The 25321-nt window shown below is 70.1% G+C and carries 19 protein-coding genes; 5 read left to right on the top strand and 14 right to left on the bottom strand.

What is annotated here, in order from left to right:
* The 5 genes from HNQ52_RS11965 to HNQ52_RS11945 all read right to left on the bottom strand — a co-directional run bounded on the left by HNQ52_RS11965 (window position 1) and on the right by HNQ52_RS11945 (window position 3720).
* On the bottom strand, window positions 1-528 hold the full coding sequence (locus tag HNQ52_RS11965) for a sigma-70 family RNA polymerase sigma factor (RefSeq protein ID WP_183961407.1): 528 nt from the start codon (window positions 526-528) through the stop codon (window positions 1-3).
* 72 nt (window positions 529-600) lie between these two features.
* Window positions 601-1047: a CBS domain-containing protein gene (locus tag HNQ52_RS11960; RefSeq protein ID WP_183961406.1), complete on the bottom strand. Its 447-nt coding sequence runs from the start codon at window positions 1045-1047 to the stop codon at window positions 601-603.
* A gap of 33 nt (window positions 1048-1080) precedes the next feature.
* Window positions 1081-2076 (bottom strand): glycosyltransferase family 2 protein, encoded by a 996-nt coding sequence (locus tag HNQ52_RS11955; protein WP_183961405.1) that lies wholly within the window; start codon window positions 2074-2076, stop codon window positions 1081-1083.
* A gap of 73 nt (window positions 2077-2149) precedes the next feature.
* A complete protein-coding gene (gene mtgA / locus HNQ52_RS11950; RefSeq protein ID WP_183961404.1) occupies window positions 2150-2863 on the bottom strand; it encodes a monofunctional biosynthetic peptidoglycan transglycosylase in 714 nt (237 codons plus the stop codon).
* On the bottom strand, window positions 2860-3720 hold the full coding sequence (locus HNQ52_RS11945; RefSeq protein WP_183961403.1) for a hypothetical protein: 861 nt from the start codon (window positions 3718-3720) through the stop codon (window positions 2860-2862). The genes mtgA and HNQ52_RS11945 overlap by 4 nt, the downstream gene beginning before the upstream one ends.
* Window positions 3721-3827: 107 nt before the next feature.
* Between HNQ52_RS11945 and hslO the strand changes: the two genes are divergently transcribed.
* Window positions 3828-4706, top strand: a complete 879-nt coding sequence (hslO, locus tag HNQ52_RS11940; protein WP_246387800.1) for an Hsp33 family molecular chaperone HslO — start codon at window positions 3828-3830, stop codon at window positions 4704-4706.
* Window positions 4707-4715: 9 nt separating this feature from the next.
* On the opposite strand, the gene HNQ52_RS11935 is transcribed toward hslO, so the two are convergent.
* Window positions 4716-7679, bottom strand: coding sequence for an EAL domain-containing protein (locus HNQ52_RS11935; RefSeq protein WP_183961401.1), 2964 nt, complete (start codon window positions 7677-7679; stop codon window positions 4716-4718).
* Window positions 7680-8056: 377 nt separating this feature from the next.
* Between HNQ52_RS11935 and HNQ52_RS11930 the strand changes: the two genes are divergently transcribed.
* The gene (locus HNQ52_RS11930; protein ID WP_183961400.1) at window positions 8057-9088 is read left to right on the top strand and encodes a hypothetical protein; all 1032 of its coding nucleotides are present in this window, start codon (window positions 8057-8059) and stop codon (window positions 9086-9088) included.
* A 165-nt stretch (window positions 9089-9253) separates the two neighbouring features.
* Here the strand turns inward: HNQ52_RS11930 and HNQ52_RS11925 are convergent, their stop codons facing one another.
* Window positions 9254-10588: an aspartyl/asparaginyl beta-hydroxylase domain-containing protein gene (locus HNQ52_RS11925; RefSeq protein WP_183961399.1), complete on the bottom strand. Its 1335-nt coding sequence runs from the start codon at window positions 10586-10588 to the stop codon at window positions 9254-9256.
* 103 nt (window positions 10589-10691) lie between these two features.
* Here HNQ52_RS11925 and HNQ52_RS11920 point away from each other — a divergent pair, with 103 nt between their 5' ends.
* The gene (locus HNQ52_RS11920) at window positions 10692-11360 is read left to right on the top strand and encodes a putative 2OG-Fe(II) oxygenase (RefSeq protein ID WP_183961398.1); all 669 of its coding nucleotides are present in this window, start codon (window positions 10692-10694) and stop codon (window positions 11358-11360) included.
* A gap of 30 nt (window positions 11361-11390) precedes the next feature.
* Here the strand turns inward: HNQ52_RS11920 and HNQ52_RS11915 are convergent, their stop codons facing one another.
* Entirely contained in the window at window positions 11391-12803 is a 1413-nt protein-coding gene (locus tag HNQ52_RS11915; RefSeq protein WP_183961397.1) for a tetratricopeptide repeat protein, read from the bottom strand.
* Entirely contained in the window at window positions 12800-13858 is a 1059-nt protein-coding gene (locus HNQ52_RS11910) for a TIGR03032 family protein (RefSeq protein WP_183961396.1), read from the bottom strand. The genes HNQ52_RS11915 and HNQ52_RS11910 overlap by 4 nt, the downstream gene beginning before the upstream one ends.
* 347 nt (window positions 13859-14205) lie before the next feature.
* Here HNQ52_RS11910 and HNQ52_RS11905 point away from each other — a divergent pair, with 347 nt between their 5' ends.
* Complete coding sequence (locus HNQ52_RS11905) at window positions 14206-16212, top strand: tetratricopeptide repeat-containing sulfotransferase family protein (RefSeq protein WP_183961395.1); 2007 nt, start codon at window positions 14206-14208, stop codon at window positions 16210-16212.
* 2 nt (window positions 16213-16214) lie between these two features.
* Window positions 16215-17576: a sulfotransferase gene (locus HNQ52_RS11900; protein WP_183961394.1), complete on the top strand. Its 1362-nt coding sequence runs from the start codon at window positions 16215-16217 to the stop codon at window positions 17574-17576.
* A gap of 3 nt (window positions 17577-17579) precedes the next feature.
* On the opposite strand, the gene HNQ52_RS11895 is transcribed toward HNQ52_RS11900, so the two are convergent.
* From HNQ52_RS11895 to HNQ52_RS11875, 5 genes are all read right to left on the bottom strand, one after another.
* Window positions 17580-18299 carry an SEL1-like repeat protein gene (locus tag HNQ52_RS11895; RefSeq protein ID WP_183961393.1) on the bottom strand — a complete coding sequence of 240 codons (720 nt, stop codon included), beginning with the start codon at window positions 18297-18299 and terminating at the stop codon, window positions 17580-17582.
* Between the two features lie 177 nt (window positions 18300-18476).
* Complete coding sequence (locus HNQ52_RS11890; protein WP_183961392.1) at window positions 18477-21131, bottom strand: TonB-dependent receptor plug domain-containing protein; 2655 nt, start codon at window positions 21129-21131, stop codon at window positions 18477-18479.
* 259 nt (window positions 21132-21390) lie between these two features.
* Window positions 21391-23331 (bottom strand): O-linked N-acetylglucosamine transferase, SPINDLY family protein, encoded by a 1941-nt coding sequence (locus HNQ52_RS11885; protein ID WP_183961391.1) that lies wholly within the window; start codon window positions 23329-23331, stop codon window positions 21391-21393.
* A complete protein-coding gene (locus tag HNQ52_RS11880) occupies window positions 23328-24314 on the bottom strand; it encodes a methyltransferase domain-containing protein (protein ID WP_183961390.1) in 987 nt (328 codons plus the stop codon). The genes HNQ52_RS11885 and HNQ52_RS11880 overlap by 4 nt, the downstream gene beginning before the upstream one ends.
* 77 nt (window positions 24315-24391) lie before the next feature.
* A complete protein-coding gene (locus HNQ52_RS11875; RefSeq protein WP_183961389.1) occupies window positions 24392-25291 on the bottom strand; it encodes a DUF4097 family beta strand repeat-containing protein in 900 nt (299 codons plus the stop codon).
* Window positions 25292-25321 lie beyond the last annotated feature (30 nt).

The raw sequence follows: 25321 nt of genomic DNA, 5'->3' as shown, positions 1-25321 counted from the left end.
TCATTCCATTCCGAGCGCGCGCAGGCGCTCCTTCACTTCGTCCAGGCCCCGGTAGACCAGCTTGCGGGCTGCGTCCAGCGTGAGGCCGCTGAGGTCGGCGATCTCCTGCAGCTGGAAGCCCTGCAGGTACAGCTGCAACGGTCGGCGCCGGCGGGGACTGAGCTGGGCGATGCATGCCGCAACGTGGGCCACCTGCTGCGCGTCGACCGCGGCATGATCGGGTTCGGGCGCGCGGTCGGGAAACTCCGCCGCGCCATCCTCCGCATCCGGCATGGGTTCGGCGGCACGCACCTGAGCGCGCCGGATCGAATCCACCACCGTGGTCGCCACGACCTTCTGGATATAAGACGCAGGGAAATCGGCGTTTGGGTCGCGCTCCAGGGCCTTCCACAGGCGTATGCGCACCTCCTGGACCACGTCGTCGACTTCGATTCCGTGCTGAAACAATCGGTTGGACTCGATTTGCGCCCGCACGCGAGCGGTGAATCGGTCCAGCAGCTGGTTCAGGCGGACGCCGGGATCGGGCACGGGTTCAGCTTCGGACGGCAGGAGGCGCACTATTCCTGAACGCGACCCCGCCGCACAAGGCCGCCGCTGCCGTCATCCGGACACGATGTAGTGCTGCAGCTGGGCGATCTCCTGCTGCTGTTCCTCGATGACGGCCTTGACCAGGTCGCCGATCGACAGCACGCCGACGACGGCGCCGCCGTCGAGCACCGGCAGATGGCGGATGCGCCGCTCGGTCATCAGGCGCATGCAGTGGTCGAGCGTGTCGTCCGGCGCGACGGTGACGACCGGGCTGGACATGATGTCGCGCGCCGCGGTACCGGCGGAAGCGCGGCCCTTGAGGATCACCTTGCGCGCATAGTCGCGCTCGGACAGGATGCCGGCGAGTTCGCCGCCGCGCAGCACGAGCACCGCACCGATGTGGTGGTCGGCCATCGACTGGATCGCGGCGAGAACGGGATCGTCGACGTCGACGGCGATGACCGCCGGCGAGGCCGCGCCGGACGCCTTGCCTTCGAGCAGTTGTTTCACGCTGCGCATGACGGTCTCCGCGAAGTGCCGGGCGACGCTGCCTCAGCGCGATGATAGTCCGCTGACGTCGGGGCGCAAGGTTTGCGGTGCGGCGCACGCGGGCCGCGCGCCGATCAACGTGTCGATCAGGTACAGCGGCCGCGCCTTCGATTCCATGTAGAGCCGCCCGAGATATTCGCCGATGACGCCCAGGGCCATCAGCTGCGCGCCGCCGAGGAACAGGATCGCGGTCATGATGGTCGGGTAGCCGGCCACGGGCTCGCCCCACAGCAGCGTCTTGGCGACGATCCACGCGGCGAACACGAACGCGCCGAACGCCGTCAGCAGGCCGACGTAGGTGGCGATGCGCAGCGGTGCGGTCGAGAACGAGGTGATGCCCTCGATCGCGAAATTCCACAGCTTCCAGTAGTTGAACTTGCTGGTGCCGGCGGCGCGCGCGTCGCGCCGGTACGCCAGCGCCACCTGGCGGAAGCCGACCCAAGCGAACAGGCCTTTCATGAAGCGATGGCGTTCGCGCAGGCCGTGCAGCGCGTCGAGCGCGCGCCGCGACATGAGGCGGAAATCGCCGGTGTCGGCGGGAATCTGCGTCGACGACAGGCGCTGCATCACGCGGTAGAAGCCCGCGGCGGTGGCCTTCTTGAGCCAGGTTTCACCGTCGCGTTGCAGGCGCTGGCCGTAGACCACGTCGAAGCCCTCGCGCCATCTCGCGACGAAGTCGGGGATCAGCTCGGGCGGATCCTGCAGGTCGGCGTCGATGATGAGCGCGGCATCGGCGTCGACGTGGTCGAGGCCGGCGGTGAGCGCGAGTTCCTTGCCGAAGTTACGCGCAAGTTTCAGCCCGGTGACGCGCGCGTCGCGCGCGGCGAGATGCTCGATCAGCGCCCAGGTCGCGTCGCGGCTGCCGTCGTCGATGTAGAGCACGCGGCCGTCCACGTCGAGCGCGTCGAGCACGCCGGCAAGGCGCGCATGGAATTCCTCCAGCACCGCGGCCTCGTTGTAGGCCGGCACCACGACGGTCAGCGAAGCGCGCTCGGGCATGCGTCTGTCTCCGGGAAAGCGTGCATGCTAAGGCATCGGCGGCACGACGATGTGGCGGCACGCGGGCCGGCGGTCAGCCGCAGCAGTCGCGCAGATGTGCCGGGCCGCCGAGCTGGCGCACCTGGCGCGCGACCCAGCGCTGCCGCCGCAGCACGTACGCGCTCGGCCGGTCGACGCGCAGCACCTTGGGATTGGGCAGCACGGCGGCGAGCAGCGCGCTTTCGGACGCATCCAGCTGCGCGGCGGATTTGCCGAAGAAGTGCTGCGCGGCAGCTTCCGCGCCGTAGACGCCGTCGCCGAACTCGACGATGTTGACGTACACCTCCAGGATCCGGCGCTTCGGCCATGCCAGCTCGATCAGCACGGTGTAGTACGCCTCCAGCCCCTTGCGCACCCAGCTGCGCCCGCTCCAGAGAAAGAGGTTCTTCGCGACCTGCTGGCTGATGGTGCTGGCGCCGCGCGACGCTTCGCCGGCCTCGCGCTGATCGATGACGCTGCGGATGGCGTCCACGTCGAAGCCGCCGTGCATCGGAAATTTCTGGTCTTCCGCCGCCACCAGCGCCACCGGCAGCGTCGGCGACACCGCGTCGAACGCGACCCAGGTCTGGCGCAAAACGAAGTCGTCCTCGTCGCGTGCCTGGATCTGGCGCGCGAGCATGAACGCGCTCGTGGGCGGATCGACGAAGCGCCACAGCAGGACCGGCAGCGCGCTCAGCACGAGCAGCGCCAGCGCCGCGAGCACGAGGCGGCGGAACCAGCGCGGCTTCGGGCGCGGCGTCGGAATCATCCGTCGGCGGGTTCGGGCGGCGGCGGCAGCGTGAGATCGACCGCGAGCTGCCAGGTGTCGCCGCTGCGCCGCCACACGCGCACCCACGCCGGGCCGCGCCCCTCGGCCGGCGACGCATACGTGGTGGCGAGCGTGCCGTCGGCCGAGATGCGTTCGGCGGCGGTCATGAGCGTGGCGTCGCCGAGGTCGGTGGCGGCGAGCACGGCGTCGTCGAACGGTGCTGCAAGAGGCAACGAGCCGTCGCGCAGCAGCACCAGGTCGTCGGCGGCGACGCTGGCGTAGACCGCCGCGGGCGATTCGCGCCGCAGGCGCGGCAGCAGGCCGCTGTCGAGCTCGCGCAGCGCGGCCAGACGTGCGTCGCGTTCGCGCCTGGCGAGCGCACGCGCGCCCTCGGCGCGGCTGCCGCGGCGCACGACCGCATCGCCGGCCAGCGGCACCGGCGCGTGCGAAATGCCGATGTCGCTGCGGAAGTGGAACGCACCGTCGCCGTCGCGCTCCCAGACCGTGAAGTAGTGGCCGAATCCTGCGGACTTGCCGTCCGCGAGCGTCACTTCGTAGGGACCGTACGTGTAACCCAGATCGCCGGACGGCGCGACCTCGGCCGCCGCGGGCCCCCACGCGATGTTGAACGCGGCCGGTGGCGCCTTGGCGTAGGCGTCGGCCACGCGCAACGGCCCGGGGCGGAAGACCACGCCGTGCTCGCCCGCTGCGGCGAGGAACGCCGCATTCACCCCGCGTGCCTGGGCGTCGGCCGCGAACGCGCGCTCGGCCGCCACCACCGCGTCGTACGCGGAGTCCTTCGCCTGCACGCCGCAGGCCAGCAGCAGCGCCACGGTTCCCATCGCCAGCATTCGCATCGTCGATTCCCGGTTTCGCAGTTCGGCTTGAACGGGGCGAAGCCTGACACCATGATCCGGAGTCCGCCCCGTGCCGATAGCTTATGTCGAACCCACACCCGTTGCGCTTGACGGACGTGCTGCACCGGTTCCTGATCGAAGGCGCCGGCGTGCGCGGCGTGCTCGTGCGGCTCAACGAGAGCTGGGAAGCGATTCGCGATGCGGCGCCGTATCCGTCCGCGATCGCGACGCTGCTGGGCGAGACCGCCGTGGCCGCAAGCCTGTTCGGCGGGCACACCAAGATCGAGGGCACGGTGTCGGTCCAGTTCAAGGGCCGCCAGGCCTTGCGCACGCTGTTTGCCGAATACCGCGCACCGGGTCTGCTGCGCGGCATCGCGCACTGGGAGGCACCGCTGCCCGAACCGCTCACGCTGCATTCGGTGGGCGAAGGCGGCCTGCTCGCGATCACGCTCGAATCGCCGACACCCGGCCAACGCGAACCGACGCGCTACCAGGGACTGGTGGGACTGGACGCGGAATCGCTCGCCGACGCATTCGAGCAGTATTTCTCGCAATCCGAACAGCTGCCCACCCGCATGCTGTTCAGCGTGGCCGGCGGCACCGCGGCGGGAATCCTGCTGCAGACGCTGCCCGGCGCCGACGCCGATCCGGACCACTGGAACCGCGTGCAGGCACTGCTCGAGACGCTCACGCCACAGGAATTGCGCGACACCGATCCGGCGACGCTGCTGTACCGGCTGTTCCACGAGGACGGCGTGCGCGTGCTCGGCGAGCAGCCGCTGCAATTCCAATGCACCTGCTCGCGCGAACGCGTGGGACGCGTGCTGATCGGTCTGGGCGAGGCCGAAGCCGTCGCCGCGATCCAGGGCGACGCGGCGGAGATCACCTGCGAGTTCTGCAACCGCCGCTACCGGTTCGACCGGGTCGACATCAGCCAGCTGTTTGCCGGCGGCGGCGCCGCGGCGGGGTCCTCGACACCGCAGTGACGCGCGACCTCAGGCGATTCCGCGCAGCGCCTGTGCCGACGCCGGGCGCGCAAGCAGGAACCCCTGGCCGTACTCGCAGCCGAGTTTCTCCAGCACCGCCAGCTGCGCCGGCGTTTCGATGCCTTCGGCGATGATTTCGAGGCCGAGCGACTTGCCCAGCGCATGGATCGCGCGCAGCACCGTGGTGCTGTTGCCGGGCGTCTGCGTGTCGAGCGGATGGACGAAAGAGCGGTCGATCTTGAGCGCGTGCAGCGGGAACTGGTGCAGGTAGCTCAGCGACGAATAGCCCGTGCCGAAGTCGTCCAGCGCCAGGCGCACGCCGAGCCCGCCGAGGCGCGTCATCACCGCGCGCACCTGTTCCGGATCTTCGAGCAGCGCGCGCTCGGTGACTTCGATGCGCAGCTGGCTCGGGGTCAGGGCGTAGCGGTCGAGCTGGCGCAGCAGTTCGTCGACGAAGCTGGCCGAGCGCAGGTGCCGCGCGCCGACATTGATCCCGATGTACGCATCGGCACCGAGCAGCGCCCCGGCCTGCGCGAACGCCGATTCGTACACTTGCCAGTCGATCGCCTCGGCCAGGCCCGACTCCTCGGCCTGGGCCAGGAAGTCGGCCGGCTCGGCAAGGCCGTAGCGCGGATGCCGCCAGCGCAGCAGGGTTTCGTAGCCGACGATGTGGCGGTCGCCGAGGCGGACGATCGGCTGGAACACCGGCTCGAATTCATGCCGCACCAGGGCGCGGCGCAGGTTGCCTTCCATTTCGAGCTGGCGCAGCGCCTGCCGCCGCAGGTGCTCGTCGAACACCTCGAAGCGGCGGCGGCCGTTGCCCTTCGCACGGTACAGGGCGACATCCGCGTCGCGCAGCAGTTCTTCCGCGGTGTCGTAGTGTGCCTGCGCGTAGGCGATGCCGATGCTGGTGGAGCTGTACAGATCCTTGCCGCCGGCGCGGATCGGATCTTCCATCGCGCGGATGATGTCGCCGGCCACCGCCTCGGCATCGGCGCTCCGCTCGATGGCAAGCAGCACCGCGAATTCGTCGCCGCCCAGACGCGCCAGCGTCGCATGCGGCGGCAGGCGGCCGCGGATGCGGGCGCCGGCTTCCTTGAGCAGTTCGTCGCCGACCAGGTGGCCGACCGAATCGTTCACCACCTTGAACCGGTCCAGATCCAGGAACAGCACCGCGAACTGGCGCCCCGGCTCGCGCCGGTACAGGCGCAGCGCCTCGTTCATGCGCGCCAGCAGGAGGCTGCGGTTGGGCAGGCCGGTGAGCGTGTCGTGCAATGCGGCGTAGCGCAGCTTTTCCTCGGCGCGCTCGCGTTCGCCGATCTGCTCGCGCAGCACGCGGTTGGCCTCGAACAGCGCCTCGGTGCGCTCCACCACGCGCTGCTCCAGGTCGGCATTGGCGAGCCGCAGCGATTCGGCCGCGCGCTTGCGCTGCAGCGCGTTGGCGATGTGGTAGGAGACGAACAGCAGCAGCTCCTGGTCGCGCTCGCTGTAGCGGTGGTGGGTGTCGTAGCTCTGCACCGCTAGCACGCCGACGGCGTGGTCGTCGCAGATCAGCGGCACCCCCATCCAGAACACCGCGAGCGCGCCGTGGCTGAGCACTTCGCCGGCCGCTTCGAGCTGCGCGATGGTGGCGCGGTCGGCCAGCAGCGCGCGCTTGGAGCGCAGCACGTATTCGGTCAGGCCGCGGCCGAGCTGGCGCGATTCGCGCGCGCGGTCGTGTTCGTCCACCGAATACGGGAAGTCGAGCTGCTTTCCGTCGTCGGACAACAGCGCGATGTAGAAATTGCCGGCGTACAGCAGCTCGCCGACGACCGCGTGCACCGGCGCGTAGAACTGTTCGAGGCTGCCTCCGACGGAGCCGAGCTCGGCAATGCGGAACAGCGCCGCCTGCAGGCGTTCGGCGCGCTGGCGCTCCTCGATCTCGGCGCGCAATGCGGTGTTGGCTTCGTTGAGCTCGTCGGTGCGCAGCTTGACGCGGCGCTCCAGCTCGTCGTGCGCACGCACGCGCTCGAGCGCGGTGGCGATGTGCTGCGCGACGAAGGTCAGCAGCGCGCGATCCTGCTCGCTGTAGCGGCGCGCCTCGTCGTAGCTCTGCACCACCACCGCGCCGATGACCTCGCCGCCGTTCATCAGCGGCACGCCGAGCCAGTCCGCGCTCTGCGGTCCGAAGCCGCCCTGGTGCAGGCCGTGCATCCGCAGCAGCTCGGGCGACGGTCCGAGCAGGGTCTGGCCGGTGAGGATGACGTGGGCGGTGAGCGAGCCGTGCTGCGCCGGCATCGGGAACACCTCCCCGGGCGCCGGCGGCTCGCGATCGGCCACGTCGCGGAAGTACGGGAAGGTGAGGGTTTCGTGCACGCGGTCGTGCAGCGCGATGTAGAAATTCTCGGCGTACATCAGGCCGGCGACGATGCCGTGGATCGCCGACAGCACCTCGCCCATGTCGCGCTCGCCGCTGGCGAGTTCGGCAATGGCGTACAGCGCGCGCTGCAGGCGTTCGGCTTCCGCCAGCTGTGCCACCGCACGATGCAGGCGCTCGAGCTCCAGCGCGGCAGGCAGGCGCTGCGCAAGCAGGCGGGCAGCATGCGCAAGGCCGATCCGGGCGTCGGACTCGGTGTCCGCATCCGCGATGCTGCCGCGGGGCACGACGGCGCAATACACGCCGAGAAGCGTGTTCTGGTCGCGCAGCGGCCAGGCGTGGCGGATGCCGTCGGTCTGCGGCGTGGCCGTGGCACGGACGCGCGACGCAAGCGCTTCGGTGTCCGCTGCGGCGACGCTCCCGCACGATGCCAGGAGACGAACCCGCTCGCCGTCGACCGCATAGATGGCATGGTCGTCCAGGGCAAAGCGCAGGCGCGCCCAGCTCGCCAGCGAGTCCAGCAGTGCCTGCGCGGTGTTGCCGGACAGCAGCAGCTCGGCACGGCTGACATCGCCGAGCGGCGAACGCGCACTGTCGGATGGAACGGCTTCGATCACGGCGATCGCTTCGCTTCTCCTCGGCCGAGCGCGTATCGCGGGCTCGGCGCGGACCCTGTCATGACGCCGCGCTGCCCCTCCCCGGGCCGCGCGTACACCCCATGCGCCGACGCCATGCCGGTGCGGGCGCTAGTCTGGGTGGCGCCGGGGGGCGATGTCCACGCCGCTGCGACGCTTGTGCCCGCCCGCGCGTCCCGGACCGGACGGCGCGAGGGTGCGCCCGGCCGCTGCGGAAGGCTGCGATCTGCATGGACAAAAGCGGCGAAAACACGCCATTTCCGGGCAAAAAACAATTGTTAAGCAAACATAAAATCTGGCACAATGCAGGCGTGGTTCCGTGCCCCGGAACTTCCCTTCCAACCCGGAGTCAGAGCGCGATGTTCCGCCGCCCCGTCCTGCGTGCCAGCCTGCGTACCGTCGCGTTGCTCGCGATGTCGTGCGCGGCATGCGCGGCCGGCGCGGCCGATCTGCCGCAACTCGTCGCGCCGCGTGGTCCGGACCGCGCCGATGCCGATGCGCGCGTGCTGCCGGTGTGGAACAACGAAAGCGGACGGGTGGAGGCGCTGCTGCTGCTCGACACCCCCGCACGCGCCCTGACCCCGCTCGATCGCCTGCTGCGTGCCGATGCCGCGCCCGCCCCCGGATTCGGCGCCCGGATCGACCTCGGCGACGGCAGCAATGCGACGGCCGCGCTGCAGTTCGATCCCGATGCCGGCATGGCCCTGCTGTGCAACGGCAGTGTCGGCCTCGCCGCCGCCCTCGGCACCCTCGGCCAGGATTGTCTGCTCGCCTCGCTCGGCGACGGCGACGTGCTGCTGCGCGGCACGACCCCGGGACTGCGTTTCGGCGGCGGCTGGCGTTCCGCCGGCGGGGCGGTGGATCTTAGCTTCGGCCTGTCCTGGCTGGACACCTCGTTTGCCGAAGCGCTGCCCGACGATGTCGGCGGGCTGTGGGTCGGTCCCGGACGGCTCGGCGCCTCGCCGTTCTCGCGCCTCGCCGGGTCGCAGCTCGATGCGCAGCAGGCCTACAGCGGGGTCACGCTGAATTTCGGGCCGGAGCGCTGGATGTCGCTCGGCGGCAGCCTCGCCACGCAGCGCTTCACTCCGGCCGCGACCGGACTGCCGCTGCGCTGGGACGCGGCCACGGTCTCGTTCGGGGTCGGCTACCGCGGCATTACCGGCCAGCTGACCGGGCGTCTGCTGGAGCTGCCGGACCAGAACGCGAGCTGGACCGGCCTGGATCTGGGCATCTCGTGGCGCACGCCGTGGCGCGCGGAACTGTCGGTCGGCGCGCGCAACCTCATCGGTTCGGGCACGAACGATCCGTCCAAGTGGCCGCTGGCCGAATTGCCCGCGCTCGAGGATCCGACGGCACGCGTGCCGTACGTGCGCTACCGCCAGGATCTCTGATTCCGACGGGGCACGATGCCGTCCCGAACCGGCCACTGCACCGCCACGCGGCACGTCGAACCGCTCGCTGCGCGGTCCCCTTCTACCTCGCACGACAACGCTCCGCCCTGCCGCGCGCATCGTCCCGCAGATCGCTCGCCGTGAGGTCGTCAGCGTTCCGCGAGGTCAGACGAACGCGTTCGCGTGTTCGCCGAGCGCCTGCATCGTGAAATCGTCGATCGCCACCAGCGCGGCCGAGAACGCCTCGCGCTCGGCCTCGCTCAGATAGGGGTTCCAGGTGTCGACGAGCAACACCACGCGGGTGTGATCGCTGTCGTTCCAGGCCTCGTGCGCGAACGAATCGTCGAAGATGATGCATTTGCCCTCTTCCCACGTGCGCTGTTCGTCGGCGGCCTTCAGCGCGCCGCAGTTGAACGGCACGATCAGCGGCACGTGGATGATGAGCCGGCCGTTGACGGTGCCGTGGTGCGCCGGGATGCGCGAGCGCGCCTTCAGCACGGAAAACAGCACCTCCGGCGCATGCCCCGGGATGCGCATCACCGGCACCGTGTCGAGCAGCGCGACCGTCCGCGGACAGAGCGCGGCGGTGCTTTCGATCAGCTCGCCGTGGCGATACACGTGGCGCGAGGCCCACGTGTCCGAATGGTTGACGATGGCCCAGTCGCGCGCCTGCGGCGAGTCCGGCGGCAGCTGCACGTACGGGGTGAACGGGTTGTCGGTCTGCATCAGTGCCAGCAGTTCTTCGCGGATCACCGGAATGCCCGCTTCGAGCGTTTCGACCCACGGCAGGTCCTCGCGCTCGAAGAACGGCCGTGGCGGCAGATCCGGGATGAACATGCCGGCCGGGCGCTGTTTCGGCGGATAGTTGGCGGGACGGCGCTGCAGGTAGATGTCGACCGCACCCTGGATGCGCGCCAACGCCTCGCGCCCGACACGGGCGCGGACCGGCGCGAGTGCGCGCTCGAAGACGTCGCTGCGGATCTGCTGCACGGCCGCCTGCGCGTGCTGCACCATCTGGCGGATCTCCGGCTGCTGCAACTCCGGCGCGCCGTGCCGACTCAGCGCCGCGCCGACGGACAGCGCGCGCATGAATGCGCCGCAGGCGGCCGCCTCCTGGCGCTGCTTCTGCAGATAGCCGCCCAGGTACAGCCACGCCGAGAGGTAGTCCGGTTTCAGCGCCACCGCGGTGCGCAAGGCCTCGATCGCGTGATCCATCTTGTTGTTCTGCGCCAGCGCCAGCGCGAGGTTGTGCTGCAGCACCGGGTGGCGTGGATTGGCCTGCACGCCGCGGCGCAGGATCTGCACCGCATCCCAGGCGCGGCCGCTGCCGAGCGCAAGCCGGGCCAGCAGATTGAGCGCCGGTACGTTCGCGGCGTCGTGGTCGAGCACCCCGCGCAGCAGTCGCGTGGCGCCCGCGCTGTCGCCACGCTGCAGCAACAGGTTGGCCTGGCGCAGCTGTGCATCGATGTCGAGCGAGACGAGGGAGGGCGGGGTCGGCATGGCACGCGCGGATCGGCTGGAAAACGCGATTCTATCGCGCGCCGGTTGACGGCACCGGGCATTGCCCGCATCGTCGGCGCAGCCTTTGCCACCGCCCGTCCGCATGACCGTCAACGTCCATCCGCTGTTTTCCGTGCCGTTCGGCGAAGCCCGCTTGCCCGACGCGGAACCGGCCTGCGCGCAACTGCGCGACCTGTTCCTGCAGCGCGAAGCCGAAGGCGCGCGTTACCGCAACGCCATCCGCCGCGACACGCAGCACGGGCTGTTCGAAAGCAGCTTCGATCTGCACACCTGGCCCGATGCGCCGGTGCAGCACGCGTTCGGATTCATCCATCACAGCCTCGCGGCGCTGGTGCAGCAACTGTCCGGCTTCCCGCCCGAGGTCTACGCGCAGCTGACGTTCGATTACCACTCGTGGTTCCACGTCACGCGCACTGGCGGGCACCAGGGCGTGCACAACCATCCGATGGCGTCGTGGTCGGGCATTTTCTGCGTGGACCCCGGCGATTCGCCGGCCGACCGGCCCGACAGCGGCACGGTGCGGTTCCTCGACACACGCCTGGGCGGGGACATGTACGTGGACTCGGGCAACGAGCATCTGCGCGGCCAGTTCCACCACGGCGGCTGGAAGGTGCGGCACGAAACGGGCAGGTTGCTGCTGTTTCCCTCGTACGTGTATCACGAGGTGTTTCCGTACTGGGGCACGCGGCCGCGCATCGTCATCGCATTCAACGCGTGGATTCGCGGCGCGCCGCAGGTGCTCGGCGCGTGACGGCCGCCGCGCCACGTCCCGGGCGCCGGCTCAGGCCGGCAGCGGCACCACGTCGAAGGCGAGGCTGATGCGCAAGCCGTCGCCGCGGTGCGGAACGGTACGGTGGTACAGGTACGACGGGAACGTGACGAGTTCGCCCTCGCGTGGCTGCAGTGCGTGCACGGTCGGCGGCGTGTCGCCCTGCAGTACCGTCGGCGGCGCGCCGAATTCGATCCAGCCGGCGCGATCGTCCGGCGACGCGGCGGCACGCAGGTAATACACGCCGCTGAGCCAGCCGGACGGATGCAGATGCGGATCCTGGTGACCGGCGGGATCGAGCACGGTGGCCCACAGGTTCAGATGCCAGCGCGCGGGCGGCGGAGCCACCAGCACCGGATCGACACCGTGCTGGCGCGATGCGTGCGCGTCGATGCGCGCAGCGAGCGTCTCGCGCAGCGCGGCGACGAATGCGCCGAGTGCGCCGTGACCGATCGCGGCGAGGTTCCCGCTCTGGCGGCCGTCGCGCGTGGTCTTGCTGGCCAGGTCGCGGCGCAGATGCGGCAAGGCGAGGATTTCCGCTTCGATCGCGTCGTGCCACGCCTGCCGGTCGGGCACCTGCGCCGGCAGCGGCAGCTCGCCCGCGACGATCACGCGGTCGACATCGAACAATTGCGCGATACGCGCCGCATCGCCCTCGCGCTGCGCCAGCACGCCGGCCGCGGCGACGGCCACCGGCTCGCCCGGCCGCAGGTCCAGCGCGTGGTCGAGCGCCGCGGCGGCTTCGTCCAGCTCGCCGACCTCAAGGCAGGTCAGCGCATAGTTGGTCCACGCCGCGACAAAGCCGGGCGATTGCTCGGTGGTGGCGCGGTACTCGACCAGCGCCTCGGCATGCCGGCCGACCGCCGCGAGCGCATTCGCAAGACTGTGGCGCACGGCAGGCTGGGCCGGGAAGCGTGCCGTCAATGCCTTCAGTTCGCGCAGCGCGCGCTCGTGCTGCCCCGCGGTGAGGTGGGAGATGGCGAGGTTGTAGGCCGGCGCGAGCTGGCCGGGCGCCTTTTGCGCGGCGCGCTCGAACGCGGCTTCGGATTCGTCGGTGCGATCCAGGTCGCGCAACGCGTTGCCGAGCAGCAGCAGATCGTCGACGGTGTCGCCGCCGAGTTCGCAGGCGCGCTGCGCAGCGCGTGCGGCGTCCTCGCTGCGGCCGCTGCCGAGCGCGGCGCGCGCGAGATTGGACCAGATCACCGCGGACTCCGGACGCTGCGCCAGCGCACGGCGCAGCAACGCCAACGCCTGATTGGGACGGCGCTGCACCAGGCTCAGGCCGGCGAGCCCGTTGAGGGCGTCGGCGTCCTCCCCGCGCTCGGCCAGCACCGCGCGGTAGGCCTGCTCGGCGGCGGCGAGATCGCCGGCACGATGCCGTTCGAAGGCTTCGGCCAGTCGCGGATGGGGTGTCGTCGCGCTCATTTCGCCGACAGCGGATCGACGAAGTTGATCCGGTTCCAGATTTCCTCGGACATGAACCCCACCGTGCCCGGCACACGGATGCCCGGCAGCACGGCGGTGTCGTACAGCTCCTTCACGTCGCCGAGGATGCGGATCTCGTGGTGCACGTCGCCGCGTTCCAGATCGATCACCTGCACCGCGCAGCGCCCGATGGCGCCCTTCTCGCGCAGGTTGTCCTCGAGCTTGAGGCCCGACTGGCTCTTGTCGCGCCCGGCCGACAGTCCCACCACCGCGTAGTTGTTGACGAAGCTCAGACCGCGCAGGTAGCCGGGACAGAACGCGATCGGCTCGAACTTGCCGCTTGCGAAATCGACGTAGCCGAAATGCCCGGTGCCCGAGTTGTGCACCCACAACCGGTCGCGATACCAGCGCGGCGAATGCGGCATCGACAGGCCCGAACACACCACCTCGCCGCTCGGCACTTCCAGCACCAGGCCGCCGTCGTTGCGGAAATCGCGCCAGCCGCCCGGCGCGTCGCTGCGGCTGATGCACGTGACGTACTTCGCCTCGCCGTCGACCATCGCAAGACCGTTGAGATGGCAGCGGTCCTCCGGCGCGAGCTTGGTGATGAACGGCGGCACCCACACGCTGCGGAAGCTGTAGCGCTCGTCGACGGTGGCAAGGCAGCTGTACATCGTGTTGACGAAGATCGGCGTGCCGTCGTTGCGCATGCCGATGTCGTGGCAATCGATGTCGCCGGTGCTGTAGGCCACGCGCGGCATGTAGTAGCCGTCGAAGCCCTGGTGGTCCTTGCCCGGATCGAGCGTGTTCTCGAAACGCCAGACCTGGTACATGGTGCCGACCCAGATGGTCTGCGGATTCGCCGCGATGCCCATCGCGCGCGCCACCATGCGGTTGAAGTACGACAGCGTGCCGTCGGGCTTCACGCCGATCATGAAGAGCATGCCGGACTGGTACGTCGACACGAGCACGCTCGCGTTCTGCTCGGCGAGCCACGGCGCGAAATTGCGCGTGGCGTTGAGTTCCAGTTTCTGGACGGGGGGCTGGCTGGACATCGGGACGGTCTCCGTACGCGCCGGGCGCGGCCGGGCGCGAGGCAAAGAGGCGCATTCTACCTGCCGCGCCGCACCGTCGCGACGCGCGGCGCAATGCAGGCAAAAAGACGCTCCGGTCGTCGGCCCTTCCTTCTCCCCGCGGGAGAAGGTGCGCGGCAGCGCGGATGAGGGAGCCACCTGGCAGGCTGCCGAGATCTTCTCCGCATTCGAAATTCGCTGCGGCCTGACGTCGAGGTAACCTGCACGTGGCTCCCTCATCCGCCTTCGGCACCTTCTCCCGCGGAGAGAAGGAAGCGAATCGCCGGAACCGGACGCGCACAGGGAGCCACGCCGCTAGAATCCCATGCATGGATATTTCACGTTCCGCAGGCGCCCCCGCCGCACCCGTGCTCACGGCCGCGGCCGCGGCCGACTGGGACGGCGTGCTCGCCGCCCTGCCCGTCGACCTGACGATCGAGCAACTGCAGACCCTGCGCGAGCTGATGCTGGCCGACGGCCGCATGGACGACGCGTTGCGCCTGAGCGTGCTCAAGCCGATGAGCGAGCGGCACCGGACCGAGGACTGGATCGCCGCCGCGCTGCACGCGCACGCCGCGGAGGACTTCGCCCAGGCCGCCGCGTGCGCGCAGGAGGCGATCCGGCGCGACCCCGGTCTCGCCGTCGCGCAGAACCACCTCGCGCGGGCGCTGCACAATCTCGGGCATCCGGACGCCGCGCTCGCCGCCTTCCGTCGCGCGGTGCAGCTCGACCCGGCGTTTTCGCCCGGCTGGCACAACCTCGGCGTGGCCGAACGCGCGCGCGGCCGCATGCACGAGGCCATCGACGCATTCCGCCACGCCAGCCAGCTGCGGCCCGCCTACCGCAATGCCTGGCTCAACCTCGGCAAGACCGAACTTGCGCTCGACCACGTCGCACGTGCGCAACTGGCCTTCGACACCTGGCTCAAGCGCGCGCCCGACGACGCCGACGCACTGATCCACGCCGGTCTGTGCGAACACCACGACAACCGGCTCGATGCCGCCCGCACCCGCTACGAGCACGTGCTGGCGCAGCAGCCGGACCACGCGCTGGCATGGCTGTACCTGGGCGTGCTGCTGAGCCAGCAGCTCGACGGCGCCGGCGCGCGCCACGCTCTCGAACGCGCCGCGCAGCTGGCGCCGGGCGATCCCGAAGTGTGGGCGGAACTGGCCGACCTGCACGAAATCGAAAACCGCATCGACGACATGGCCGCGGCGCTGCAGCGCGGCCTGTCCATCGCGCCGCACGACCCGCGCCTGCTGCTGGAGGCCGCCATCCTCGAACGCCGCCGCAAGCGCAACGACGCCGCGCTGCAGCGACTGCGCGCGATCGACCCCGCGCACCTGCCCACCCGCTTCGCGCTGCGCTACCACTACGAGGCCGGCCAGATCCACGACCAGGCCGACGATGCCGCCGCCGCCACCCAGGCCTTCGAACGCGCGAACACGCTCGCCCGGCACGGCGCACGTTCGCTCGAACCCGACGCCCGTGGCCTCGCCGACCGGCTGGACCGCATCGCGTCCTGGCTCGCCCAGACCGACCCCGCCGCGTGGCGCGAACTGCCGCCCGTGCCGGACACGCCGATCTTCGTCTACGGCTTCTCGCGCTCGGGCACCACGCTGCTGCGCACGATGCTCGCGGGCCACCCGGGCGTGGCCACGCTGGAAGAGAAATCGACGATCGAAGCCTGCGCCGCCGCGCTCGAACAGACGCGCAGCTATCCCGAGGCCATCGCCACGCTGTCGCCGGAGGCCGCCGAACGGCTGCGTCTGCTGTATCGCGAGCGTGTGCTTGCGTCTGCGCCGTCGGCCGCCGAGCGTCGCGTGGTCGACGTGATGCCGATCCGCTCGCACCACGCCGCGCTGATCTGGCGCCTGCTGCCGCACGCGCGCCACGTGTTCGTGCTGCGGCATCCGTCCGACGTGGTGCTCAGCAACTGGATGCAGCCGTTCACCGCCAACGCCGCCAACTGGCATTTCCACACGCTCGCCGACACGGTCGACTTCTACCTGCGCTCGATGCGTTGCTGGGACGCCGCGCAGGCACGTCTGCCGATCGCGCACACGGTGCTGCGCTACGAAGATCTCGTCGATGCGCCGGAACCGCGGCTGCGTGCGTTGTGCGATGCCGTCGACCTGCCGTGGTACGACGCCCTGCTGCGCCACGACCAGCGCGTGCGCGACGGCGGCGAACGCGTCACCACCAGCAGCTACCACCAGGTCGCGCAGCCGGTGTACCGCAGCGCGATGGACCGCTGGCGCCGCTACCGCGACGTGCTCGATCCGCACCTGCCGGCACTCGCGCCGCTGATCGAACGCTTCGGCTACAGTCTCTGAGCGTGGCCGCGCACCCGCCGTGGACGCCGCATCCGGACGCGGCGCTCGAAGCCGCGCTGCGCGACACGCCACCGGCGGGCCTGCGCGGCGTGCTCGCACACCCGTCCGTGCAGGCCGACCCGTACGCGCGGCTGCGTGCGCTCGATCGCCTGCATGCCGCGTTTGCGCACGATGCGTCGATCGAGCTTGCGTGGCTGCAGCACCTGCTGCTCGGCAACCGGCCGCAACGCGCGTGGCACGGCATGGCGGCGTGGCCGGATGCCGAAAACCTCGATATCGGACGTCTGCTGCTGTCGGCGCAGGTCGCGCAGGCGGTCGGCGAACGCGCGCAGGCGCAGGCGCGGTTTGCTGCGGCAATCAGGCGGTTTCCGGACAGTGTCGACGCGTGGCAGAAGGCGGTCGAGGCGCGCGCGGCGGCGGGCCCGGATGTCGCGACGCACCTGCAGGCATGGCATCGGCGCACGACATCGGCCTACGAACGCGAGAAGACCGCGTTCGCCCTCGCCACGCTGCTCGACGCCGACGCCCCGAACGAGGCATTCGCATGGGCCAGCACCGCCCACGCGCTGAAACGGCAGCGCATCGGCACGTGGAACGGCGACGCATTCGAGGCCGACCTCGCCATCGACCGTCGCTGGTCGCCCGCAACCGCAGGCGACGGCGCATCGCCGCGCCCGGTGTTCATCGTCGGACTGCCACGCAGCGGGACCACGCTGCTCAGTGCCCTGCTCGGCGCGCATCCGGACGTGGCGCAGGCCGGCGAACAGAACCTGATTCCCACACTCGCCAACGGCCCGTGCCGCTCGCCCGCGCAGGCCGATGCCGAGCGCCTGCACTTCTGCGCACGCTGGTATCGCGCCGCGGTCGGCGATATGGCGCACGGCGCCGGCATCGTGGTCGACAAGCTGCCCGCCAATGCCGCGCACATCGGCCTGATCCTTGCGCTGTTCCCGGACGCTCTCGTGCTGCACTGCCGCCGCAGCCTCGCCGACACCGCGATTTCCATCTGGCAGCACGACTTCGAATTCGGCTGCGCCTACGGCAACCACATCGACGACCTCGCACGCTACGCGCACGCGCTGCGGGCGCACGTCGAGCACTGGCACGCACGGGAACCGGCGCGCGTGGTGCACATCGACTACGAAGCCGTCGTCGACGACGCGGAGGCCGCGCTCGCCGCGCCGCTGCATGCGCTCGGCCTCCGCTGGCGCGACGACATGACGCAGTTCTGGCGCGCCACGCAGCCTGTGGCCACCCACAGCGAGGCGCAGTTGCGCGCGCCGATCAACCGCAACAGCGTCGAGCGCTGGCGGCGCTATGTTCCCGCCGCCGACGGATTGCTGACGCGCATCGCCGCCGGGTGACGGTCAGCGCGGCCCGCCGTCGTCGCCGGGCGCGATCGGGCCGATCTCGACCACGCCCTGCGGCATCCTGTCGTGGATCTCGTCCTGCCATTCGAAGTATTCGTCCGCGTGCCAGAACCGCTCCTGGTACGCCCAGTCCTCGGGAATGCGCATCCAGCCGCCCGTGGGCGACGGCACCAGCACCTCCAGCCCGAACGGAACAACGCCGACGCGGCTGCCGGTGAAGTCCATCCGCCCCTTGCGCAACATGTGCTCCATCCGGGGCCTGGCGACGGCGTCGCCGTAGCGCGCGTACAGCGGTGCGCCGACGTCCTGCACGCGCGCCCGCTCGTCGGCATCGAGCGCGTGCCAGTACCGCTCCCGATACGCGACGAAGAGCGGATAGCCGCGCTCGGCCGCCAGATCCATCCACGCATAGGCCAGCGCACGATCGCGCGGAACGCCCGTGCCATGCCAATGCATGTCGGCGAGAAACGCCTGCGACGGCTTGTCCGAGAACTCCGCCGCGCGGACGAAGTGCCGCAGCGCCATGTCGTTTGCGCCACGCTCCATCGCGAGCATGCCGTCGCGGCGGTGACGAAGGTCCGGGTGGTAATGCAGGAACACGCTGCTGCCGACGATCTCGGGCAACACCGGCGGCCCGTCCTGTGCATGCACCTGCGGCGCCGCAGCTGCCATCGGCAACACCAGCAGCGCACCCGCGAACCAGTGCCTGGTCCTCATTGCCCGCCCTCCGCGCCTTTGCTCGCAAACCGGACGCACGGCCGCAGACAACCGTCGCAAGCCGACACATCGCCGGCCACCGCGCGCAAACCCCACGCAAAAAAAAGCGGCTCGCCGAAGCGAGCCGCTGAGGGGTGCAGCAGGCGGGTTCGATGACCCGCTTGTGTGACAACTAGATCAGAACTTCTGCTCGTAGCGCACGTACGGGACGCGGCCGTAGAAGTCGTACTGGCTGTTCAGGTAGAACGGCGAGGAGATCACGATGTTGTCGAGCGGCGGGGCCTTGTCGGCCACGTTGCGGACACCGACCGAGACCTTGCCGTTCCACGGCGCCGACCAGGTGGCCTGCAGATCCCACGTGGTCCACGACGGGATGTTCACACGCACGTCTTCGTTCGCGATCGTCACGTCCTGGTAGCTGTCGCCGATGTAGTCGCCGACGATGCCCACGCCGAAGTCACCCAGCGCCCAGTCCAGCTGCAGCTGCGCGCGCGTGTCCGGGGTGAAACCCGAGCCGGTGATCGCGTCGCTGAAGCCCGTGCCCGGGAAGGACTCGGTCTCGTACTTGTCGAGGTAGGTCACGACGAACTTCGGCGAGAACACGCCGAGGTCGGTTTCCAGACGGTAGTCGACTTCGAAGTCGTAGCCGGCGGTCTTGAAGCCGCCCAGGTTCAGCGGCGCGCGGTTGACGAGCAGGATCGCACCGGTGGCCGGGCTGCGGGTCACGAGACCGTCGACCAGCGGGTCGCCCTCGGCTTCGAGGTCGAGGATGCGCTGCAGCGACAGCACGGCGGCCTGATTCTCGAGCTGGATGTTGTAGTAGTCCAGGCTGAAGGTCAGGTTGTCCAGCGCGCTCCACACCACGCCCGCGCCCCAGTTCGTCGAATCTTCCGCTTCGAGGTTCGGGTTGCTGCCGGTACGGTTCTCGTACTGACGCGCATTACACGGATTGAACGGAGCCGAGAAGCCCGGGACGTCGCCGTTGCAGGCGCGAACGTCGCGTGCACCGTTGAACGACTGCACGCCCGACTGGTACAGGCTCGCCAGGTCCGGCGCGCGGAAGCCGGTGCCGTACGAGGCACGCAGCAGCAGCGATTCGATCGGACGGAAGTCGAGCGAGACCTTCGGGTTGGTGCTGTTGCCGAAGTCGTTGTAGTGGTCGTAACGCGCCGCGATCGACAGGTTCAGGTTCGACAGCAGCGGCAGCGCCATTTCGGCGAACACCGCGTACTGGGCACGTTCGCCCTGGGCGTTGCCGCCCGCGGTGCCCGACACGTTCAGCGCGGCGGACTGCGCGTCGACGAGGTCGGCGAAGTACGTGTCGCGGTAGTCGAAGCCCACCGCCATGCCGGCCGGGCCGTTCGCCATCTCGAACAGGTCGAACGACAGCAGGCCGTCGATGCCGACGTCACGCGTGACCGAGTTCTGCAGGATCGTGTGGCTGAGTGCGCCGACCGCGGCCTGGAACGCCGGGTCGTTCGGGTTGCCGAACGGGTTGAACGTGCCCGCGTCGATCGCCGACTGGAGCGGCGGACGCAGCAGGTAGCCGGTGCCGATCGAGTCGATCTCGTAGCGGTTGTGGCGCGCCGCGATTTCCCACTCGGCGCCGCCGAACAGATCCATCTGGCCTTCGAGGCCGAACAGCACGTCGAGCATGTGGTCGCGCACGGTGCTGTCGCGGTTGCCGCCCGCCACGAAGCGGTACAGCAGCGTGGCGTCGCCGCCGAACGGGTTGTTCGGGTTGTCGCCGCGCATGGTCGGGAACGGACCGGTGACCGGGGTCGCGGCGTAACGGCCGAACGACTCGCCCGAGTTCGCCATCACGCGGGTGAACGCGCTGACGTTGTCGGTGAGCTGGAAGTTGCCGTTGACCATCGCCGATTCACGACGCAGCGACGCTTCGTTCGCCGACACCGCGGCGTAGTTGAAGCGGCACAGCGCGCCGTAGGCGTTCTCGACCACGACCGAGTTCGGGAACAGCGGGTCCGAACCGAGCGCCGTCGGGCACTGCGGGTCCGGGAACGCGCCGACGAAGTCGCCGGAGAACGAACCGTCGGTCGACGAGTACACGTACGCCGAGCCCGGGAAACCGAACGACGACAGGCCCACCGCCGGGTTGAGGCCCGGGATGCCGGTGTCGCGGTCGCGGTTGAAGAAGATGTCGCGTTCCTGATGGTCGATGACGAAGGTCAGGTTGCCGCGGTCCGACGAGATGCCGCCGGTGATCGAGGCCGAGTTCGCATCGGGCTCGCCACGGGTCGGACGCTCGATCTGGCCGGCGATGGTCAGGCCTTCGTAGTCCTTGCGCAGGATCACGTTGACCACGCCGCCGACCGCGTCGGAGCCGTACAGCGCCGAGGCGCCGTCACGCAGGATTTCGATGCGCTCCACCGCCGCGAACGGAATCGCGTTGAGGTTCTGCGCAGCCGCGCCGAGCACCGGCGACGACGCGATGCGACGGCCGTCGAGCAGGAGCAGGGTGTACTGCGAGCCGATGCCGCGCAGCGAGATGGTCGCCTGCGACTGGGCGGTGTTGCCCGAGGACTGCACGAACGAACCCAAGGTGTTGAAGGTCGACGAACGCAGCACGTCCGCCACCGACACGTCGCCGGAGATTTCAAGATCGGCGCGATCGATCACGGTGACCGGGTTCGGGCCTTCGATGTCGACACGCTTGATGCGCGAGCCGGTGACTTCGATGCGGTCGAGGGTGGCGGCATCGTCTTCGTCCTGCGCATACGCAGGGGCGGCGGCGAAGCCGAGCAGACCGACGGCACCCGCCGCGAGTCCGTATCGTACCGCTTCGCTAAGCAGGTTACGGTTGAAATTCATTCGCTCTCTCCAACGTCAGAGTGTCTTGCACAATTCGGGACAAAAGTTGGATCCACATCCATGGATCTGCCGTCAGACAGGCCGACTTTCCTGGCCACCCCTGATCCAGCAGTGCCGGATGGTAGCAACAAATATTTAACACCGGCAATAGGTCTGGATCGCGTCCAACCTGAACAAGGCGCGACTGGATCGGACCGGAGCGATGGATTGCGGTGACGCAAATCGCGAATTTGATTGCCCGACGGCGCTCGTTCAGGCGTCAGCGGGCCGCGATCCGGCGGTAGACGGCCTCGAGCGCGGTCGCGGCTCTGCGCGGATCGAACAGCCCCGAGGCGGTGCGCGCGGCGGCCAGACGCTCCCGCAGCGCGGCGAGCCGAGCGGGCGTTTGCGCCAGAGCGATGGCGGCGTCGACATAGGCATCGGCCGAATCGACCACCAGTTCGTGCAGCCCCAGCGCGCCGTTGATGCTGACGCTCAGCCGCGCCGCGGCGCCCTGCCCCGCCACGCACAGGGTCGGCAGGCCGGCGGCGGCCGAGGCCATCGCCGTGGCGCCGGCCTGGTAGCGGAACGCGTCGAGGAACAGGTCGCAACAGGCGGCGCGATCGATGTGCTCGGCCAGGCCGAGCTTGGGCAGCAGCAGCAGGCGCTCGGCCGCGAGTCCGCGTTCGGTCCACGCGCGCGAAACGCCCGCACGCGCCGCGTCCGGCAGGTACAGCGCGAAGACCGCGTCCGGTGCGCCGCGCGCGATGCGCGCCCAGGCATCGAGCAGCGGCGCGTCGAGCTTGTAGCTGTTGTTGAAGCTCGCGAAGACGAAGCGGTCGTGCGGCAGGCCGAAACGGGCGCGCGTTGCGGCACGCGGCGCGGGGTAGCCGCTGCCGGGAAACAGGCTTCCCGACAGGGTCAGCACGCGTTCGGCGTACAGGTGATGCTGCGCGGGCGGCGCGACGAACTCGTCGAGCACGATCGCGTCGATGAACGGCGCCGCATGCGTGTGCAGGAAGCCGAGCCAGCCGATCTGCACCGGCGCCGGCCGCAGCGCGAGCACGCCCGGGCGCGCGCCGAGGGTGTAGCCGCCGAGATCGACGAGGATGTCGATGCCGTCGGCGGCGATCTGTGCGGCGATCGCCTCGGTCGACTGCGCCTCGACATCGCGAAAGAGGTCGCACCCCGCGCGGATGCGTGCGGCGGTGTCGCCCTCGTGGCGACGCAGCGAATAGCCGGCGATGTCGAAGCCGCTCCGGTCGTGCGCCGCGAACAGGTCGCGCACGAGGCCCCCGACCGCGTGCTCGCCGAAATCCGGCGACAGGTAGCCGATTCGCAGGCGCGAGCCGGCGTGCGGCGAGCGCTGCGGACGCGCGAGGTGCGCGGTCTGGCGTTCGACCTGCGCCACGTAACGGCGCAGTGCCTCGGCACGCGCCGGCGCCGACAGCGGCGCGAACAGCAGCAGGAACGGCTCGACCAGCGCATCGGCGCCGTCGGCGGGCTGCTGCAGCAGGGCATCGAGCCGGGCGAAGGCGGCATCGGCCGCGACAAAATCGCAGCGCAGCGCATGGATGTTGGCCAGGTGCGCCCAGCCCGAGGCGTTGCCGGGCACCGCGCGCAGGGCGGCGTGCAGCGCGGTCACCGCCGCGTCGAACTCGCCCACCGCTTCGGCCGCGAGCGCGATGTTGTGCTGCAGTTGGTAACCCGTGGCGCCGCGCGCGGCGGCGGTGCGATAGCAGCCCAGCGCGTCGCGCCAGCGCCGTTGGCGATGCAGTGCGATGCCCAGGTGGTGCCAGGCCTCGGCGAGCTGCGGGTCGATGGCGAGTGCCGCACGCAGCGCCGTCTCGGCCTGCGAGACATCGCCCGACAGCAGCAGCAGGGCACCGCGCAGGTTCAGCGCCAGCGCGTTGCGCGGCTGCACCGCGAGCACGGCGGCGATGGTGTCGAGCGCCTCGCGGATGCGCCCAAGGTCGCGCAGCAGCATGGTGGCGAGGATGCGCGTGTCGATGCGACCGGGGGCGAGCGCGGTGGCGCGTGCATAGGCATCGAGCGCCGCGCCCGGCTCACCGCGCTGGTGTAGCACGAGGCCGAGGTAGTGCCAGGCCGCGGCATGGTCGGGCGTGGTCTCCAGCACCTGCCGGTAGAGCGTCTGCGCTTCGTCCAGCCGTTGCTGCAGGTGGGCGCGGCGCGCGGCCTCGAACGCCGCGGCGGCCGTCATGCGCGGCGCGCGGCGAGAGTCCAGCCCATCGCCACGTCCGCCGCGTGCACCAGTTCGCCGATCGCGACATCGACGAAACCGTGCGCCGCGAACCGTCCGCCCAGCGCCTGCACACCGGCGTCGTCGAGTGCCGCCGCGCGCAGGTGGCGCAGTCGCGCCTCCTCGTCGCGCAGCGCCTGCTCGCTCCACGCGAGAAATTCGCGCGTCTTCGCCTCGCCCCACACGTGTGCCTGGCCGAAGGCCTCGCCGATGTGCGCCATCGCGGTCTGCAGCAGGCCCGGCACGGCACTGCGCTCGATGCGCTCGAGCACCGCGTCGGCCGACTCGTTGAGCTTCGCGCGCGCGCGCTGCGCCCCGACGTCGCCTGCGAGCTGTTCGCGCAGGGCGGCGGTGTTGGCGCGGGCAAGATACGTGGCCAGTTCGCGCGCGCGCTGGTAGAGCCGCGCCTCGACGAACAGGAAGCGGCAGTCGTCCAGTTGCGGGTCGGTCGCACGCAGCACCACCGAGCCGGTGCGGTGCAGGACGAATGCGCAGCCTCCGCCGCGCCGCAGCACGCGTGCGAACTCGCGCACGCTGGCGTCGATGTCGGTGTATTCGAGCGCGTACTGGCCGGTGATCAGATCCACGCTGCCGTCGTCGAACGGCAGCCGCGCCATCGACACGCCGGGGTGGAACTGCAGCGGCGCGTAGTTCGCCGCGTCGGTGCCGACCTGGGCCGGGTCGATGGCCGCGATGTCGGCGCCGTGGATGCGCCACTGGCGGCCCAGGCGGCGTGCGTGATCGAGCGCGAGGCGCGGAATCGCGCCGTTGCCGGTACCGACGTCGAGGATCAGCGCACCGTCGTCGCACGCGGCGAAGCGGCCCTGCCAGAACGCCGCGACGGCGCCGGCGTAGTTGCCGGCAAAGGCATGTCCGCACGAATGCAGGCTGCCGCCGCGCCAGTAGCGCGTCCACACGCCCGGATCGGTTGTCGCTGGGTCCACGCCGCCGCCTCGCTGCTGCACATCGGGGCGCTAGTCTAGGGCCTGCGGGCGTTTTCCGGACCGCTCGGCGCGGCGCGTCAGCGCAGGCGGATGGTCAGATCGCCGGAGAAGGTTTCGAGCACGATGTCGCCGTCGCCATCGCCCAGCACGGTATCGAGGTTGGACCCCGGCCCGTGTTCGGGCTTGATCACGCGGCCCGCGTCGGAACTGAGCGTGCCGGTGAAGCTGGACGCCTTGAGCCGCGCCGAGGTGCCCGTCGGGAGCACCAGCTCAAGATCGCCGCTGAGGCTCTCCGCATTCACCTGCGCATTGGACGCGAGCGCGGCGCGGATCTCGATGTCGCCCGACACCACGCCCGCATCGATCGAACGCAGGCGCTCGCCGGTGTCGACGCTGATGTCGCCCGACACCGACTCCACCGACACGGTGCGCCCGATCGCGCCGGACAACTCGATGTCGCCGCTGACCGACTCGATGCTCACTTTGTCCGACTGCGCCTGCACGGTGACATCGCCGCTGACCACATCGATCTCCACGTCGCCGGCGCCGGTGTCCACCTCGATGTCGCCGCTGACGCTGTCGATGTTGAGCGTGCGACCGGCCACGCCGCGCACGCCGACCTCGGCGCTGACCGCATCGATCGACAGTTCGACATTGGCCGGCAGCTTCACGAGCAGCTCGCTCGGCTCGCCGCCGTCGCCGCCGCCGAACCAGCCGCCGCCCTTCGGATAGACCACTTTCACCCGCAGCGCCGACGCGCTGCCGTCGAGCGAGAGCTTCTCGACACCCTCGCCGAGGAAGCCGCCGATGTGGATCTCGTCGCGGTCCCACACATCGACCTGGATGCGGCCCTTGACGTTGTCGAGCCAGACCGAGGCTCCGGCGTCGAGCTTGCGCGTTTCGTCGATCGGCGTGGAGGCGAGCGCGGCCGTTGCGAAACACAGTCCGGTCAGGGCAAGGGCGAAGGAGGTTTTCATGGCGGCTCCGGGAATGCGTCGTGCGGTGAA

Origin of the sequence: Chiayiivirga flava, from assembly GCF_014202825.1 — a bacterium.
Classification (GTDB): Bacteria; Pseudomonadota; Gammaproteobacteria; order Xanthomonadales; family Xanthomonadaceae; genus Chiayiivirga; species Chiayiivirga flava.
The sequence above is the reverse complement of the archived record's forward strand: the minus strand, read 5'-3'. Positions and strand labels throughout refer to the sequence as shown.